At 51.9% G+C, this 15089-nt stretch carries 17 protein-coding genes; 1 reads left to right on the forward strand and 16 read right to left on the reverse strand.

Translation table 11 applies throughout. From position 1 onward, the window contains the following. The 16 genes from hisS to trmJ form a co-directional block, all read right to left on the reverse strand. Positions 1 to 1290: a histidine--tRNA ligase gene (gene hisS / locus Q8A57_RS00555; RefSeq protein ID WP_305168971.1), complete on the reverse strand. Its 1290-nt coding sequence runs from the start codon at positions 1288 to 1290 to the stop codon at positions 1 to 3. After that, on the reverse strand, positions 1290 to 2402 hold the full coding sequence (gene ispG, locus Q8A57_RS00560) for a flavodoxin-dependent (E)-4-hydroxy-3-methylbut-2-enyl-diphosphate synthase (RefSeq protein ID WP_305168972.1): 1113 nt from the start codon (positions 2400 to 2402) through the stop codon (positions 1290 to 1292). Before ispG ends, hisS begins: the two co-directional genes overlap by 1 nt. A 10-nt stretch (positions 2403 to 2412) precedes the next feature. Next, the gene (locus Q8A57_RS00565; protein ID WP_305168973.1) at positions 2413 to 3258 is read right to left on the reverse strand and encodes a helix-turn-helix domain-containing protein; all 846 of its coding nucleotides are present in this window, start codon (positions 3256 to 3258) and stop codon (positions 2413 to 2415) included. Beyond that, positions 3242 to 4039, reverse strand: a complete 798-nt coding sequence (pilW, locus tag Q8A57_RS00570) for a type IV pilus biogenesis/stability protein PilW (RefSeq protein ID WP_305168974.1) — start codon at positions 4037 to 4039, stop codon at positions 3242 to 3244. The genes Q8A57_RS00565 and pilW overlap by 17 nt, the downstream gene beginning before the upstream one ends. Before the next feature lie 33 nt (positions 4040 to 4072). Then, on the reverse strand, positions 4073 to 5236 hold the full coding sequence (rlmN, locus tag Q8A57_RS00575; protein WP_305168975.1) for a dual-specificity RNA methyltransferase RlmN: 1164 nt from the start codon (positions 5234 to 5236) through the stop codon (positions 4073 to 4075). Between the two features lie 37 nt (positions 5237 to 5273). Continuing rightward, a complete protein-coding gene (gene ndk / locus Q8A57_RS00580; protein ID WP_305168976.1) occupies positions 5274 to 5699 on the reverse strand; it encodes a nucleoside-diphosphate kinase in 426 nt (141 codons plus the stop codon). A 144-nt stretch (positions 5700 to 5843) separates the two neighbouring features. Continuing rightward, complete coding sequence (locus tag Q8A57_RS00585; protein ID WP_305168977.1) at positions 5844 to 7688, reverse strand: putative bifunctional diguanylate cyclase/phosphodiesterase; 1845 nt, start codon at positions 7686 to 7688, stop codon at positions 5844 to 5846. A gap of 38 nt (positions 7689 to 7726) precedes the next feature. Continuing rightward, positions 7727 to 7927 carry a Fe-S cluster assembly protein IscX gene (iscX, locus tag Q8A57_RS00590; protein ID WP_305168978.1) on the reverse strand — a complete coding sequence of 67 codons (201 nt, stop codon included), beginning with the start codon at positions 7925 to 7927 and terminating at the stop codon, positions 7727 to 7729. A gap of 14 nt (positions 7928 to 7941) precedes the next feature. Continuing rightward, complete coding sequence (gene fdx, locus Q8A57_RS00595; RefSeq protein WP_305168979.1) at positions 7942 to 8280, reverse strand: ISC system 2Fe-2S type ferredoxin; 339 nt, start codon at positions 8278 to 8280, stop codon at positions 7942 to 7944. Position 8281: 1 nt separating this feature from the next. Beyond that, positions 8282 to 10150 carry a Fe-S protein assembly chaperone HscA gene (hscA, locus tag Q8A57_RS00600; RefSeq protein WP_305168980.1) on the reverse strand — a complete coding sequence of 623 codons (1869 nt, stop codon included), beginning with the start codon at positions 10148 to 10150 and terminating at the stop codon, positions 8282 to 8284. 13 nt (positions 10151 to 10163) lie between these two features. Then, positions 10164 to 10694, reverse strand: a complete 531-nt coding sequence (gene hscB / locus Q8A57_RS00605; RefSeq protein ID WP_305168981.1) for a Fe-S protein assembly co-chaperone HscB — start codon at positions 10692 to 10694, stop codon at positions 10164 to 10166. A 61-nt stretch (positions 10695 to 10755) separates the two neighbouring features. Further along, positions 10756 to 11079 carry an iron-sulfur cluster assembly protein IscA gene (iscA, locus tag Q8A57_RS00610; RefSeq protein ID WP_305168982.1) on the reverse strand — a complete coding sequence of 108 codons (324 nt, stop codon included), beginning with the start codon at positions 11077 to 11079 and terminating at the stop codon, positions 10756 to 10758. A 35-nt stretch (positions 11080 to 11114) separates the two neighbouring features. After that, on the reverse strand, positions 11115 to 11507 hold the full coding sequence (gene iscU, locus Q8A57_RS00615; protein ID WP_305168984.1) for a Fe-S cluster assembly scaffold IscU: 393 nt from the start codon (positions 11505 to 11507) through the stop codon (positions 11115 to 11117). 17 nt (positions 11508 to 11524) lie between these two features. After that, the gene (locus Q8A57_RS00620; RefSeq protein ID WP_305168985.1) at positions 11525 to 12739 is read right to left on the reverse strand and encodes an IscS subfamily cysteine desulfurase; all 1215 of its coding nucleotides are present in this window, start codon (positions 12737 to 12739) and stop codon (positions 11525 to 11527) included. Positions 12740 to 12781: 42 nt separating this feature from the next. Then, positions 12782 to 13216: a Fe-S cluster assembly transcriptional regulator IscR gene (iscR, locus tag Q8A57_RS00625; protein WP_305168986.1), complete on the reverse strand. Its 435-nt coding sequence runs from the start codon at positions 13214 to 13216 to the stop codon at positions 12782 to 12784. 98 nt (positions 13217 to 13314) lie between these two features. Then, entirely contained in the window at positions 13315 to 14088 is a 774-nt protein-coding gene (gene trmJ, locus Q8A57_RS00630; protein ID WP_305168987.1) for a tRNA (cytosine(32)/uridine(32)-2'-O)-methyltransferase TrmJ, read from the reverse strand. Between the two features lie 187 nt (positions 14089 to 14275). Between trmJ and Q8A57_RS00635 the strand changes: the two genes are divergently transcribed. Beyond that, complete coding sequence (locus tag Q8A57_RS00635) at positions 14276 to 15088, forward strand: inositol monophosphatase family protein (protein ID WP_305168988.1); 813 nt, start codon at positions 14276 to 14278, stop codon at positions 15086 to 15088. The last annotated feature ends 1 nt before the right edge of the window (position 15089 follow it).

A 15089-nucleotide genomic window follows, 5' to 3' on the forward strand; every position in this document is an offset into this window, starting at 1 on the left:
TTAGACCTCACCTTTTTCAAAATCGTATTCATTCAGCATTGCCAGTGTCTCGGTAATGCTCATTGTTTGTTGGGGTTTATCTTCACGCAAAAATTTCACGGACACTTTGCCACTGGCAGCTTCATCTTCGCCGAGAATCAGCGCTATCTGTGCACCACAGCGGTCTGCTTTTTTCATCTGGCTCTTGAAACTGCCACCACCACAGTGGTTTAGAACGCGCAATTGCGGACACTGACTTCGCAAGGTTTCACCCAGCTGCAAAGCCTGAACCTGAACATCACCCGCTGCCAGCAGGTAGACGTCAACTTGCCGGGCGATACTATCCGGTACCACACCAGCGGCGTCAAGCAGCAATACCAAACGCTCAACGCCCATGGCAAAACCGACCGCCGGTGTATGTTTTCCACCCAGCTGCTCTACCAGACCATCATAACGTCCACCTGCACAGACTGTACCCTGAGCTCCCAGCGCATTGGTTACCCATTCGAAGACCGTCTTACCGTAATAGTCCAGTCCTCTGACCAGTCTCGGGTTCACCCGGTAGGGAACACCGGCCCCATCCAGTAGGCACAGCAGCTGCTCAAAATGTTGACGCGATTCGTCCTCGAGAAAATCCGCCAACTGTGGAGCACCATCCAGCAGTTTTTGAGTCTCGGGATTTTTGCTATCGAGGATTCTCATGGGGTTACTATACAAGCGCCTCTGACTGTCTTCATCGAGCAGCTCTTTGCGAGATTCCAGAAACTCTACCAACGCATCCCGATAGCGACCGCGGGATTCCACGGTGCCAAGTGAATTCACTTCCAACGTCACCACCTGATCAATACCGAGCTGCTGCCACAACCGCCAGATCATGACCAATTGCTCGGCGTCGATATCCGGACCTTCCAGCCCGAATACCTCAATACCAATTTGATGGAACTGACGCAGGCGACCTTTTTGCGGGCGCTCATATCGGAACATGGGTCCCTGATACCAAAGTCTTTGTACTTGATTGAAGGTCAGCCCATGCTGTTCACAGGCGCGGACACAACCTGCTGTACCCTCCGGTCGCAGGGTAACGCTGTCGCCGTTGCGGTCGTCAAAGGTATACATTTCTTTTTCAACGATATCGGTTACTTCACCGATAGAGCGTTTGAACAACTCAGTGGGCTCGAGAATGGGAAAACGGATTTCCCGGTAGCCATACCTGGCTAACAATTCCGAAACGGTTTTTTCCAGATACTGCCAAACGGGCGACTCATCGGGCAGAAGATCATTCATCCCCCGGATGGATTGAATTTTTTTCATCAGGACTTCGCTATCAGATTTTCTTGTTGTGCTGCTTTCTGGCTGGCTTTGGTGCGAATCAATTGCTCGAGTTCATCCACCAGGTTTTCCTGCCCCAGCTTCTGGCTGGGCTGACCATCGATATACACCAGATTGTTTGGTGTGCCACCAGTGAGGCCCAGATCCACTTCCTTGGCTTCCCCAGGACCATTGACGATACAGCCAATGACAGCAACATCTATCGGCGTGGTGATATCTTCCAACCTGGTTTCCAGCTCGTTCATGGTTTTAATGACATCAAAATTCTGCCTGGAACAACTGGGACAAGCGATAAAATTGACTCCCTTGCTGCGCAGCTTGAGGCTCTTCAGCATATCCCAGCCGACTTTAACCTCTTCCACGGGATCAGCGGCAAGGGAAACGCGAATTGTGTCCCCAATGCCATCCATCAACAGTAAACCGAGACCGATGGAAGATTTTACCGTACCACCTCGCAAGCCCCCAGCTTCGGTTATCCCCAAGTGCAACGGGTTGTCTATCTGGGTGGCTATTTTGCGGTAGGCTGCGACGGCCATAAAAATATCCGACGCTTTTAAACTCAATTTAAAGTTGTTGAAATTCAGGCTGTCGAGAATCTCCACATGTCGCATGGCGGATTCCACCAGAGCGTCCGGGGTTGGCTCACCGTATTTCTTTTGTAGATCTTTCTCCAGTGACCCGGCATTCACCCCGATACGTATCGGAATATTGAGGTCACGGGCCTTATCAACCACGGCCTGGATACGCTTTTCCCTGCCGATATTTCCCGGGTTGATGCGCAGACAATCAACGCCCAGATCCGCGACCCGCAAAGCAATTCGATAGTCAAAATGAATGTCTGCCACCAGGGGCACTGACACCTGCTGACGAATCAGGCCAAACGCTTCGGCGGCCTCCATACTGGGTACAGAAACGCGCACAATATCCGCACCTGCAGCTTCGAGGCGTAAAATCTGTGCGACGGTCGCGGCCACATCGGTCGTTTCCGTATTGGTCATGCTCTGTATGGAAATGGGCGCATCGCCACCCACAGGAACGTTGCCTACCATGATCTGGCGGGACTGCCTGCGGACTATCGGGGATTCAAAATGCATGGACTGTCTACTACTCCGAGGTCAAATCATCACCGATCTTTAGTGTTGTCGTATTATCGTTGGCAATGGTGGCAACGGTGATCGGCTCACCGGCATACATAATTTCTATACCTGGGGCATAGCCCAATATTACGGTAAACGGCGCCAGGCCATTCACATCCAGTTCGGTACCCGAAGATTTCAAATCGGCAACCAGCATGCCACCTTCGGCATCAAAGACTTCAACCCAGCTTTGCTGAACCACACGGATATAAAGATTGCGAATACCATCATCACCACCCTCCTCTGCCACCGCCCGGACCGTAGGATTCGGCTCCTCATAGGTTTGCACATTGTTACTGCTGAGATTCGGCAACTGCTTCATTTCAAGTTGTGGTTGTATGGTGACAGCAGATTTTTCCACTTGTGGAAGGTTGATGGTTTCATCGGTCTGCATCGCCCACACAAATACAGCGGCAACCACCAACAAAATCAGAATCAACGGTACCACCAAGAAACTCAGACGAAATTTAAACTTCTTTCTCGGGGCAGCCGGAAGTATAAGTGAGGGTGAATGATCCTTGATGCCCCGGGCGGCCAACTGCTGCTCAACGGCTTGTAGCGCCGGTTCTTCCGGTAGTTCAAGCAATGCACAGTAACGACGCACATAACCCCTGACATACACCGGCCCGGGCAGGCGCTCGTAGTCGTCCGTTTCAATGGCGTTCAAAACTCTGGCCGGCAACCCCAACTGGGGTACAAGATCATCAATTCCTAGGCCTTTTTCCTTTCTGGCTCTACGGAGCTGCTCGCCCGGAGACACCTCCATTGCCGGGGCTGTGTCTGTCTGCTTTTTTGCTTCAGTCTTGTTTGTCATTTTGTAGCCAGTTCAGGTATTCCTGGTTTTCCCGAGAATCGGGAAACAGATTTTTCAGTGCCAGTCCCTGACTCGCTTCCGCATCTCGATTTCCAAGTCGATTTTCCAGTTTTACTCCCAACCACAAACCCCTGGGCGTCGGTCTCCGCCGAGCATCATTATATTTTTCCAACAGTTGCTTGGCGCGTTGATAATCCGCGCGCGTATAAGCGATCTCTGCCAACTCCAGATAGGGTTGGGACATCTGCGGCGCCAGCACGACGGCCTTTTGCAGAGCTTCTTCCCCTTCCGTTAGTTTGTTGAGCTTGATTGCCGTGACACCAGCCTTATAGAAAATTTCACCGCGTTTAGGGTAGGCCAGATCTTCAGAGCCTTTAACAAACTGTTGGTATGCTTCCTCATAACGCTCTTGGCGCAGCAGGAACATGCCGTAATTGTTGCGGCTACGGGTAAAGCCTGGGTCGTAACTTAGAGCTTTTTTATAGTGGGATTCCGCCTCAGCCAGCTCCATTTCCTGCTGATACAACAGGGCCCATACGTCATGCACCTCGGGTGAACGACTGTTGATTCGCATCGCTTTCTCAAGATGCTCTCGGGCGCGTTCCCGATCACCCTGGGTCATGTATCCCAGGGCCAGTTGCAAGCGTGTCTCTAAGGCCTTTTCAGTATCGGGGCTCACACTCGGTGCACCGTTCACCGTCGTGGACGATGTGGTGCAGCCCTGTATCATTGCCATCGAAAATACGGCCACGATGACTGTGACTATGGTTCTGAGCTTCATGCGTCCTTCACCCCTGGATTGCATTGTTATCCATTACCCCACAAACCTGACTGGCGACTCCACCACCTGGTTCTGGTAACGCTCGCTGCGACGTGTCTTGTCATTCACTGTACCCGCCAATTGACCACAGGCTGCCGCGATGTCATCACCACGGGTTGTTCTCACGGTGACGATATGCCCTTCCTTGTAGAGGATGTCCCGAAAGCGATTCAGGGCAGTGTTTGTAACTTTTTTGTAATCAGACTGTGCAAACGGGTTGAATGGAATCAGGTTGATCTTACAAGGTAAATCCTTGAGCAGTTTGGCCAACTGTTTTGCGTGCTCATCACGATCATTAACATGGTCAATCAACGTGTACTCCACCGTAATTTTACGGTGGGTATCAGGCATTTTTTCCAGATACCGACGCGCCGAATCCAGCAGCATGGCTATGGGGTATTTGCGATTGATAGGCACCAGCTCGTTGCGCAACTCGTCATTTGGCGCATGCAGCGAAATGGCCAGAGAAACGTCTGAAACCTCACCCAGCCGGTCAATGGCGGGGACAACCCCCGACGTGCTCAAGGTCACCCGGCGCTTGGAAAGACCATAGGCACAGTCGTGGAGCATCAGGGACATGGCGTCCACCACATTATCAAAGTTCAGTAGAGGCTCACCCATGCCCATCATCACTACATTGCTGACTACGCGGTCAGCTCCGACGGTCAGAGAGTCAAAGGATTTTGCTGCAATCCAAACCTGGCCAATGATCTCCGCCGCGGTCAGGTCACGATTAAACCCTTGCTTCCCCGTGGCGCAGAAGCTGCAGTCGAGGGAGCAGCCAACCTGCGAGGAAACACACAATGTGCCGCGATCTTTTTCCGGAATAAATACTGTTTCAATACAGCTACCACCCGCCACACGAATCAGCCATTTCCGTGTTCCATCCGCTGAATCATGCTGGGAGACCACCTCTGGTGCGCGGATTTCAGCCACAATTTTCAAGCGTTCACGAAGGGCCTTTGAAAGATTTGTCATCTGCTCAAAGTCATCAACACCAAGCTGGTGAATCCACTTCAAAACCTGTGTGGCACGAAAAGGTTTTTCGCCCAGAGAGGCAAAAAATTCCACCAGTTTTTCAGCAGAAAGCCCCAGCAGGTTTATTTTCTCCTCCTGGGGCTCTACTGTCTGGTTGATGTCAGTGTTCAATGCTGTCATCAATTATCCTGCCTTTCGGCATAGGGTTGGGCATCAATTATCTGGGACAAATTTCATCTTCTGCAAAGAAGTAAGCCACTTCACGAGCAGCGGAAGTTGTCGAGTCAGAACCATGGACAGCGTTGGCGTCAATGGATTCCGCAAAATCTGCACGAATAGTGCCAGCATCGGCTTCCTTGGGGTTGGTTGCACCCATCAATTCACGATTCAGGGCAACAGCATTTTCACCTTCCAGTACCTGAACGACTACCGGGCCGGATGTCATGAAGCCAACCAGGTCGGCAAAGAAAGGACGTTCTTTGTGTTCAGCATAAAAACCGCCCGCTTTCTCCTTGGAGAGGTGCAGCATTTTTGCTGCGACGATTTTCAAACCCGCATTTTCAAAACGGCTGTAGATTTGGCCGATTACATTCTTTGCCACTGCATCGGGTTTGATAATAGAAAGGGTACGTTCAATAGCCATTAATGGTCTCCAGGGGGGATATTTGTAAAACCTGGCGAGCCCTGCTGCACCCAGCTCGGCCCGCCGCTTCAAAAGGGGGGCATTTTACTCTTCGATACAAGGGGTTACAAGGAATTCTCAAGGCCGTTTCCTGACCACTCATGTTCAGGCAGCTAACAATTTTGTAAAGCGATCACAGGGCACGGGCATACTGAAATGCGAGCCCTGATAGGAATGACAACCCAGCTCACGCAGGATGTCCAAGGCTTCCTGACTTTCCACACCTTCTGCTGTGACCTTTAGCCCATATTGTTTGGAAACTGCCATGATCGCTTCCACGATGCCACGGCTTTCCGAATCGCGATGGATATTGCGGATAAACTCACGATCAATCTTGAGCTGGTCGAAGGGCAGTCGCTTCAGGTAGATCATCGATGAATACCCGATACCAAAATCGTCGATGGAAAACATCGCTCCCAAGGCCTTGATGGCTTCCATTTTTTTAATGGCATCATCGACGTCTTCGATCACCAGGCTTTCAGTCACCTCGAAGTTCAGGAAGCTCGGGTCGATGTTGTAGCTCTTCATACTGTGCTGGACAATATCGAGCAACTGGGGATCACGGAACTGGCGCGGGCTGATATTGATACCAAGACGCATATGATCCTGCCAGATACCCATGTCGATAAAATTACGCAAATATTCACAGGACGTTCGAATCACCCAGCGCCCGACATCGACGATCAGCCCCGATGACTCCAGCACCGGAATAAACTCCGAAGGCATATTGGTCACTTTGTCTGCGTTCATCCAGCGCAGCAATGCCTCACCACCCAACAATTCACCGGTTTCAACAGATATTTGTGGCTGGATGTACAGGACAAACTCATGGTTATCCATGGCTTTTCGTAACCGCGTGTTCATACCAATCTGGCGCTGGGCTTTTTGAGTAATGCTGGGGTCAAAAAACGCAATACTGTTGCGGCCTTTTCGCTTCGCCTCATACATGGCGGTATCCGCATACTGCAACACACGGTCTGCTCTCAGGTCAGCATCGGTCAATAAGGCAATACCAATACTCGCGGTGAGAATAACCTCGTGACCATCGAGAAATATCGGACTGGCTACGGCCTCGCCCAGTTTTTCTGCAATCGCCTGGGCACTCCAGGCTGCTTTCGAGGGGTCGTCCGCCAGTTCGGGAATGAAAAGGACGAACTCATCGCCACTCATCCTGGCAAGCATGTTGTCCCCGGACACCAGGCTGACGAGTGCCTGGCCAATTTTCTTGATGACCTGGTCTCCAACGTTGTGCCCCCAGGAATCATTGATATCCTTGAAGTGGTCGAGATCCAGCATCATGACAGCGGCGCAAACTGGACCGCCTTGATGGATTTCCAGAAAATCTGCCAGCGATTCGGCCAACATTTGGCGATTCGGGAGACTGGTCAAGCCGTCAAAATAGTGCTTTTGCCCATCATCAGCACGTCGCTCGGCGACTCGGCGCTCAGAAACCACTCTGCCACTGTCATCAACAATCAGCTCGGGATTACCCACACTAGTGACAGCCGACTCGTCCATTGGCTCCCAGCTATCTGACAATGCGTCAAGGCCAGATTGACCACTATTTGTAGGTTTGCTGTGATAGCCCTCAGCTCCGGAAGCGGCCGCCTTGTCCTGCTCGCTTTTCAGCATGACGACCATTTCTTTGCCGTCTTCTGTTACGTACACGACTTCAACATGAATGGGGGCTCCCTGACCGGGACAGGTCCAGGATAGCGTTTTCTGTTTGCCCATTTGGGCTTTTTTGAGTTGTAACTTCAGGTCAACCAGTGCAGAAGATTCATCACCGTTGATTTTATCAACGGAGGCACCGATCAGTTGCTTGAGCTCACACTCCAACAACCTCAGGGCATTCTGATTGGCGTCGACACAGACGCCGTAGGCAAAGAAAAGGGTGCCATAGGGTACCGATTCAACCAGTACTTTATAAAGCTCTTCTTTAGAGCTCATCTATACCCCTTAACCAACATCAAATTCTGCGGACCATTCTAATCGAGTTCATCAATCCATGCCATCTGGATCGCCTCTAGCACCTTTTCGCCACAACGCTGAGGATCATCATCAAAATCTTCCAGGGAGAGAACCCAGTTTCTCAAATCCACAAAATTGACATACCGCGGATCAACATCCGGGTGTGATTCCGACAACTCGATTGCCAGATCCATTACATCGGTCCACTTCAGTGTCATGACCAATACTCCGACTAGTGCTTTTCGGACACCATATTGATGGTGTATTTAGGTATTTCGACAATTAAATCCTGATCTTTAACAACCGCCTGGCAACTGAGCCGCGAATCCGGATCCACACCCCAGGCCTTGTCGAGGTAATCCTCTTCCAGCTCGTCCGCTTCCTCAAGGGAATCAAAGCCCTCCCGTACATAGACATGACAGGTTGTACAGGCACAGGACATTTCACAGGCATGTTCTATCTCAATATCATTGCGCAGTGCCGCTTCACAGATGCTTTCGCCAGGCTCGACCTCAATCACCGCCCCTTCCGGGCAGATGGTTTCGTGTGGGAGAAATACAACCTTGGTCATTTCAAAGGCCCTTATCAATCTCGTCGAGGCTGTGACCGGCCAACGCCTTTTTAATACTGGCATCCATGCGACGTGCCGCGAAATCCTCACTGGTTTTCGACACTGTCTCAATATGGCGGGCAATTTCACGGTGGTTGCTGCTCTCCCTGACGTTACGCAAATCGTCCAACGCCACTTCAAGGCAATGGTATTCCTTCTCATTAAGCAGGACTTTGCCATCCTGCGCCAATGCGGCACTGAGGTCTTCGTAGAGACGATCTGCTTCGACCTGCTGCTCTCTCAGGGCCCTCAACTGCATATCATCCCGGGCATGGGTGTAGGACTCCCTCAACATCCGGGTCACTTCTTTGTCATTCAGGCCATAGGAGGGTTTGACCTCAACATGCGCCTCAACACCACTGGTTAATTCCTTGGCGGACACATTCAGTAAGCCATCCGCGTCTACCTGGAATTTGACGCGAATCTTTGCTGCACCGGCCACCATAGGCGGGATGCCTCGCAGTTCAAAACGTGCCAAGGAACGACAATCGCTGACCAGCTCCCGCTCCCCCTGCAGCACGTGGATAGCCATGGCTGTTTGCCCATCCTTAAAGGTGGTGAAATCCTGAGCCTTGGCAACCGGTATGGTGGTATTGCGATGGATGATTTTTTCCATCAGACCACCCATGGTTTCGAGACCCAGCGACAATGGAATTACATCCAGCAACAACATTTCATCGCCGGGCTTATTGCCGACCAGCACATCAGCCTGAAGTGCGGCGCCGATGGCCACCACGCGGTCGGGGTCGATATTGACCAGGGGCTCGCGTTTGAATGTCTCTTCAACCCGCTCGCGAACCCTCAACATACGTGTCGACCCACCGACCATAACGACAGCATCGATTTCATCACTATCAAGCTCTGCATCCCTCAGGCTTCTCCGACAGGCTCGCAATGTTTTATCGATCAGGGGATCAACAAGGGTGTTCAGGGTGTGTCTGTCCAATGAACCTTGCCAGCCAAGCACATCCATCGCCACGCTTTCCTGCTCAGCCAAAGCTTCCTTGGCTTGGCGCGCAGCAGACATCAATTGTCTTTGTTGCTGCGGATCGAGATCGGAACCCAGCCCGGCCTGTTCGCAGCACCATTGGGCGATGGCACGATCAAAGTCATCACCACCGAGGGCTGAATCACCACCAGTGGCCAGAACTTCAAAGACACCGCGAGACAACCTCAGCAGGGAAATATCGAAGGTTCCACCGCCAAGGTCATAAACGGCTATTACCCCCTCCCCTCCCTGGTCGAGTCCGTAGGCAACGGCGGCAGCCGTGGGCTCACTCAACAGGCGCAGCACCTTGACTCCTGCCAGGGTTGCAGCATCTTTCGTGGCCTGACGCTGTGCTTCATCGAAATAAGCGGGAACAGTTATCACCGCACCATCCAGAGGACCATCCAGGGCTGATTCCGCACGCTCTACAAGGGCTCGCAGAATTTCGGCAGAAGCCGCCACAGGGCTAATATCTCCAGCAGATGTTCTAAAGCTGGGCATGCCACTTTCACCTGACACAAACTGATAGGGCAACTGGTCTCCCAGGGTTTTGATATCTGTTGTACCACGACCCATAAAGCGCTTAACGGAAATGAGAGTGTTGAGCGCATCACGACCCGCCCACTCGAGGGCCTCGTAACCAATAGAGATATTCTGGTCCGCCTCGTAATGGACCACTGAAGGCAGCAGGTGGCGGTCTTCGTTGTCAGGCAACGTTTCCGGCGTACCACTGCGAACAGTTGCCACCAGCGAGTTCGTAGTGCCCAGGTCAATGCCCACTGCTCTCCGGCGCTGATGCGGTTCCGGGGACTGACCGGGCTCAGATATCTGTAACAAAACCACTTGATGTAACCGCCTATTCTTCGTCTAGTTCGTGTTCAAGCTCATGAATTTCACTGATGAGCTTGCTGAAAAACTGCATCTTGGCCACCGCTTCAGCAGCATGATCCATATCTGCTGCACCCAGGCACTCGCTGAAGAGTTTCTGCAGTGAGCGATACTCGCCAATGGCATGTTCATTAATCTCCGCAAGCGACGCGTGAGAATCGTTGGCATCCCGAACCTCTGACAAGGCTTCGCGCAGCGTCATTTGCTCCATTAGAAAGTCAGGATCACGGGTGATGGCAGTCTCATTAGCCCCATCCACTCCGTGTAACGACAACAGGTACTGTGCACGCAGCAGTGGTGATTTCAGTTCGTTGTAGGCCTGATTCACAACAGCCGCATACTGCTCCGCCAACCGCTGTTCGCGGGCGGGCTTGCCGGCATATTTGTCTGGGTGAAATTGCCGCTGCATGGTGCGGTAGCGTTCTGAGAGCTGGCTGATGTCGATATCATAACTGACAGGCAGTCCGAAAATTTCGAAAAAATTGTCTGAAATTTCCACGAGAACAGCTCCGACCGAGATATCAAAAAAGGCTCTTATACCCTATCGGGCTCTCTACCACCTAGATGTGGAAACTCTCACCACAACCGCACTCTTCCTTGACATTGGGGTTGTTGAACTGAAAACCTTCATTGAGCCCTTCCTTTACGAAATCCAACTCTGTGCCGTCCAGATAGGCGAGACTTTTAGGATCCACAAACAACTTTGCATCACCACAGTCAAAAACCGTGTCCTCGGGCTGCTGGTCATCGACAAATTCAAGGACATAGGACAACCCGGAACAACCCGTGGTCTTAACACCGAGGCGAATACCAATACCGTGTCCCCGGTGAGCAAGGTGCCTGGTGATGTGCTGCTCAGCTGCCTGGGTCATGGTAATTGCCATTATTTCTCTCCTGCTATCTCAAGTTGTCTGTCAGTTCAGTCGGTCTGTTCGCCACGCTTATGGCGAACATCTCTGACGGCGGCCTTAATCGCGTCTTCCGCCAACACAGAACAGTGGATTTTCACCGGTGGCAATGCCAGCTCTTCTGCTATCTGGGTGTTCTTGATCTCTGCGGCCTGCTCAAGGGTTTTACCCTTGACCCACTCAGTCAGCAAAGAGCTCGAGGCAATCGCAGATCCGCAGCCATAGGTTTTAAATTTGGCGTCCTCAATAACACCGTCCTCATTCACCTGAATCTGAAGGCGCATGACATCGCCACAGGCCGGGGCACCAACCATTCCCGTGCCAACGTTGCTGGCTTTATCATCCAACTTGCCAACGTTGCGGGGACTTTCGTAGTGATCCAGTACTTTGTCACTGTAAGACATAATTTAACTCCTCAACGTTAGTGGGCGGCCCACTCGACCTGACTCAGATCGATGCCGTCTTTGTACATATCCCAGAGCGGAGATAGCTCCCGTAATTTATTAACGGCTTCCCGCACTCGCTCAATGGCGTAATCAATTTCTTCAGCAGTTGTAAAGCGACCTATGGAGAAACGAATGGAGCTGTGTGCCAGCTCATCATCCAGACCCAACGCACGTAGCACATAGGAAGGTTCCAGGCTGGCCGAGGTACAGGCTGAGCCGGATGAGACCGCGAGATCCTTGAGCGCCATGATCAGAGACTCACCTTCTACATAGGCAAAACTGACATTCAGATTTCCCGAAACACGCTGCTCTAAAGAGCCGTTCAGGTGGACAGCCTCCATATCGGAAATACCGTGCCAAAGCCGATTACGCAGCGCCAATACACGCTGGTTTTCATCGGACATCTCTTCTCTGGCAATACGGAAAGCTTCACCCATACCGACAATTTGATGAGTGGCCAGCGTTCCGGAGCGCATGCCGCGCTCATGGCCACCGCCATGCATCTGTGCTTCGATGCGAACCCGTGGTTTGCGACGCACATACAGAGCGCCAATGCCCTTGGGACCATATATTTTGTGGGCTGACAAAGACATCATGTCAACTTTCATGGTTTCCATGTCTATTTCCACCTTGCCAGCACTCTGTGCGGCATCCACGTGGAAATAAACCTTGTGCTCACGACAAACTTCGCCAATCGCCGCGATGTCATTAATGGTTCCGATCTCGTTATTCACGTGCATCAGCGACACCAGCGTAGTGTCTTCACGAATCGCCTCGGAAACAGCGCTCGGCTGAATCAAGCCGTCGGCGTCCGGGACAAGATAAGTAACCTCATAGCCCTCTCGCTCCAACTGGCGGCAGGTGTCGAGCACCGCTTTGTGCTCGATTTTGGAGGTAATAATGTGCTTGCCTTTTTTCTGATTGAAGTGGGCACAGCCCTTGATCGCCAAGTTATTGGCTTCCGTGGCACCTGAAGTCCAGACAATTTCCCTGGGATCGGCATTCAACAGTGACGCCACCTGTTCTCTCGCATCTTCAACAGCCGCCTCCGCTTGCCAACCAAAGGCATGCGAACGGGAGGCCGGATTACCGAAGTTGCCCTCTGTAGTCAGACATTCCGCCATCTTCGCGGCTACCCGAGGGTCAACCGGCGTGGTTGCAGAATAGTCCAGATAGATCGGCAGTTTCATTCAGTCACTCCTAATAGATTTTCACAATTGACGGCGCTTGCTTTACTCTGCGCCACTCAACATCACCGGACGCACTTCCTGTTGCTGCACCAGACTGTCCAGTGTAATTCCACTAAGAAAGCGGTGAATCTGCTGGCTGAGGTCATCCCAAAGATAGTGGGTCAGGCAGACTCCGCCATTTTGGCAGTTACCCTTACCGTTACAACTAGTTGCATCGATAGACTCATTGACAGCATCAATGATCTCGGCAACGTTGATAGCTGTGCAGTCCCGTGAGAGGCGATAGCCGCCACCGGGGCCCCTGACGCTGCTAACCAGATCCTTCTGGCGCAACTTGGCAAATAATTGTTCCAGGTAAGACAGTGAAATCTCCTGACGCTGCGATATATCCGCCAGGCTTATGGGACCTTTATCACCATGCAGCGCCAAATCCAGCATGGCAGTCACAGCATAACGACCTCGAGTTGTCAGGCGCATAGAGATGCTCTCACTCGTTCAGTTCATGAAACACATGCCGGAATTATCCAATAACCCACTATTTTAGTCAAGTAAATAACATAGTTTTTTAGTCGGAATTACGTCCGGGTGTCGCTCTGCTTGTCCCCTGTAAGCTGCCGCATTTTGTGTGCGAGATTCTGCATAGCAGTCAACACACCGCGCAAAATCGACAGCTCCATTTCATCTAGTCGGATCCTGCTGTAAAGCCTGCGAAGTCGTGGCATGGTCTGGCGCGGGTTATCGCGGCTGTGGAAGCCTATATCCACCAACGCTTGCTCCAGATGTTGAAAATACATTTCCAAATCTTCCGCCCGGGCTGGGGGTACATCCCACTCGCACAGCGATGGCAACTTACCATCTGCGTTTGCAAGAGAAGCCATTCGTACCTCATAACAAAGCACCTGCACCGCTGCGGCAAGATTCAGCGAGCTGTATTCAGGATTTGAGGGTATGTGCACATGGTAGGTACATTTATGCAACTCTTCATTGGTTAGTCCCCGGTCTTCCCGGCCAAATACGATCGCCACTTCATGCTCAGAGGACTCTTGCCAGACCCGTTCACCACACTCCCGAGGATTGAGGAGCGGCCAGGGAATGCGGCGCTCACGGGCGCTAGTACCCACAACAAGGCCACAACTGCCAACGGCTTCATCCAGCGTGTCTACCACAACCGCATTATCCAGCACATCCAGTGCATTTGCGGCGCGCCAAACGGCTCGATCAGCGGGATATTCTTTTGGGGAAACGAGATACAGGCGGGACAGACCCATATTCTTCATGGCCCTGGCGGCACCACCAATGTTGCCAGGATGTGTGGTATTCACCAGCACTATACGAACATTTTCAAACACACTAGGCCTGCATTAATGGTTAGTCTCAGGGATCGCCTGTGCTCTCAAGAAAACAGCGACGCACAACCGCCTTTTTGAAGGGCGCAAATTCTATCAGGAAGCAAAGGTGAAATCATGGATTTCCACTCCCCTCAAACTCTAGCTCTCTGCTACAATGCCGCGCTTTCGCCACAGTGGAATAGCAGTAATGGAACCGATGGTTAATATCGCACTTCGTGCCGCCCGCAAAGCCGGGGATATGATTGCTCGCGCCACTGAACGCAGCGATTTGATCAAGATCGATGAAAAAGGCCGCAACGATTACGTCACAGAAATCGACCGCGCCGCTGAAAAGGAAATTATTTACCATCTGCGTAAAGCCTATCCCGATCACAGCATCATCGGCGAAGAGTCAGGCCACCTCCAGGGCGAAAACGATGACTATCAATGGATAATCGACCCTCTGGATGGCACCACAAATTTTATTCATGGTATCCCCCACTTTGCAGTGTCCATTGGCTGTCGCTATAAGGGCAAACTGGAACATGCCGTGGTGTTTGACCCCATGCGCCGGGAAGAATATACAGCCAGCCGCGGTCGCGGTGCTTTTCTGAACGGCAAGCGAATTCGCGTGTCAGGCAGAGTTGGACTCGCCGGATCTCTGGTCGCCACTGGCATCCCCTTTAACAGTCCCTCCATTGACCACATGGAGCCTTATCTGTCCTGCCTTACAGAACTGGCGACACAATCGTCTGGTATACGTCGGCTCGGTGTTGCTTCACTGGACCTCGCTTATCTATCGGCGGGACGTGTCGATGCATTCTGGGAAATGAACCTGAAGCCCTGGGACATTGCAGCCGGTGTGCTATTGGTGAAAGAGGCCGGTGGCCTGGTCAGCGACTTCAGTGGCGGTGAAAACTATATGGATAGCGGGAATATTGTCTGCGCCACACCAAAACTGTTTAAACCTACTCTCAAAGTGGTGCAAAAACATCTGGGGCATATTGAGACTTCAAACTGAC

Origin of the sequence: Porticoccus litoralis, assembly GCF_030676955.1 — a bacterium.
Classification (GTDB): Bacteria; Pseudomonadota; Gammaproteobacteria; order Pseudomonadales; family Porticoccaceae; genus Porticoccus; species Porticoccus litoralis.

Bases quoted from the DNA above. Each gene is read 5' to 3' on its own strand.
- hisS (WP_305168971.1), bottom strand. From the start codon at position 1,290: ATGAAAAAAATTCAATCCATCCGGGGGATGAATGATCTTCTGCCCGAT.
- ispG (WP_305168972.1), bottom strand. From the start codon at position 2,402: ATGCATTTTGAATCCCCGATAGTCCGCAGGCAGTCCCGCCAGATCATG.
- Q8A57_RS00565 (WP_305168973.1), bottom strand. From the start codon at position 3,258: ATGACAAACAAGACTGAAGCAAAAAAGCAGACAGACACAGCCCCGGCA.
- pilW (WP_305168974.1), bottom strand. From the start codon at position 4,039: ATGAAGCTCAGAACCATAGTCACAGTCATCGTGGCCGTATTTTCGATG.
- rlmN (WP_305168975.1), bottom strand. From the start codon at position 5,236: ATGACAGCATTGAACACTGACATCAACCAGACAGTAGAGCCCCAGGAG.
- ndk (WP_305168976.1), bottom strand. From the start codon at position 5,699: ATGGCTATTGAACGTACCCTTTCTATTATCAAACCCGATGCAGTGGCA.
- Q8A57_RS00585 (WP_305168977.1), bottom strand. From the start codon at position 7,688: ATGAGCTCTAAAGAAGAGCTTTATAAAGTACTGGTTGAATCGGTACCC.
- iscX (WP_305168978.1), bottom strand. From the start codon at position 7,927: ATGACACTGAAGTGGACCGATGTAATGGATCTGGCAATCGAGTTGTCG.
- fdx (WP_305168979.1), bottom strand. From the start codon at position 8,280: ATGACCAAGGTTGTATTTCTCCCACACGAAACCATCTGCCCGGAAGGG.
- iscA (WP_305168982.1), bottom strand. From the start codon at position 11,079: ATGGCAATTACCATGACCCAGGCAGCTGAGCAGCACATCACCAGGCAC.
- iscU (WP_305168984.1), bottom strand. From the start codon at position 11,507: ATGTCTTACAGTGACAAAGTACTGGATCACTACGAAAGTCCCCGCAAC.
- Q8A57_RS00620 (WP_305168985.1), bottom strand. From the start codon at position 12,739: ATGAAACTGCCGATCTATCTGGACTATTCTGCAACCACGCCGGTTGAC.
- iscR (WP_305168986.1), bottom strand. From the start codon at position 13,216: ATGCGCCTGACAACTCGAGGTCGTTATGCTGTGACTGCCATGCTGGAT.
- Q8A57_RS00635 (WP_305168988.1), top strand. From the start codon at position 14,276: ATGGAACCGATGGTTAATATCGCACTTCGTGCCGCCCGCAAAGCCGGG.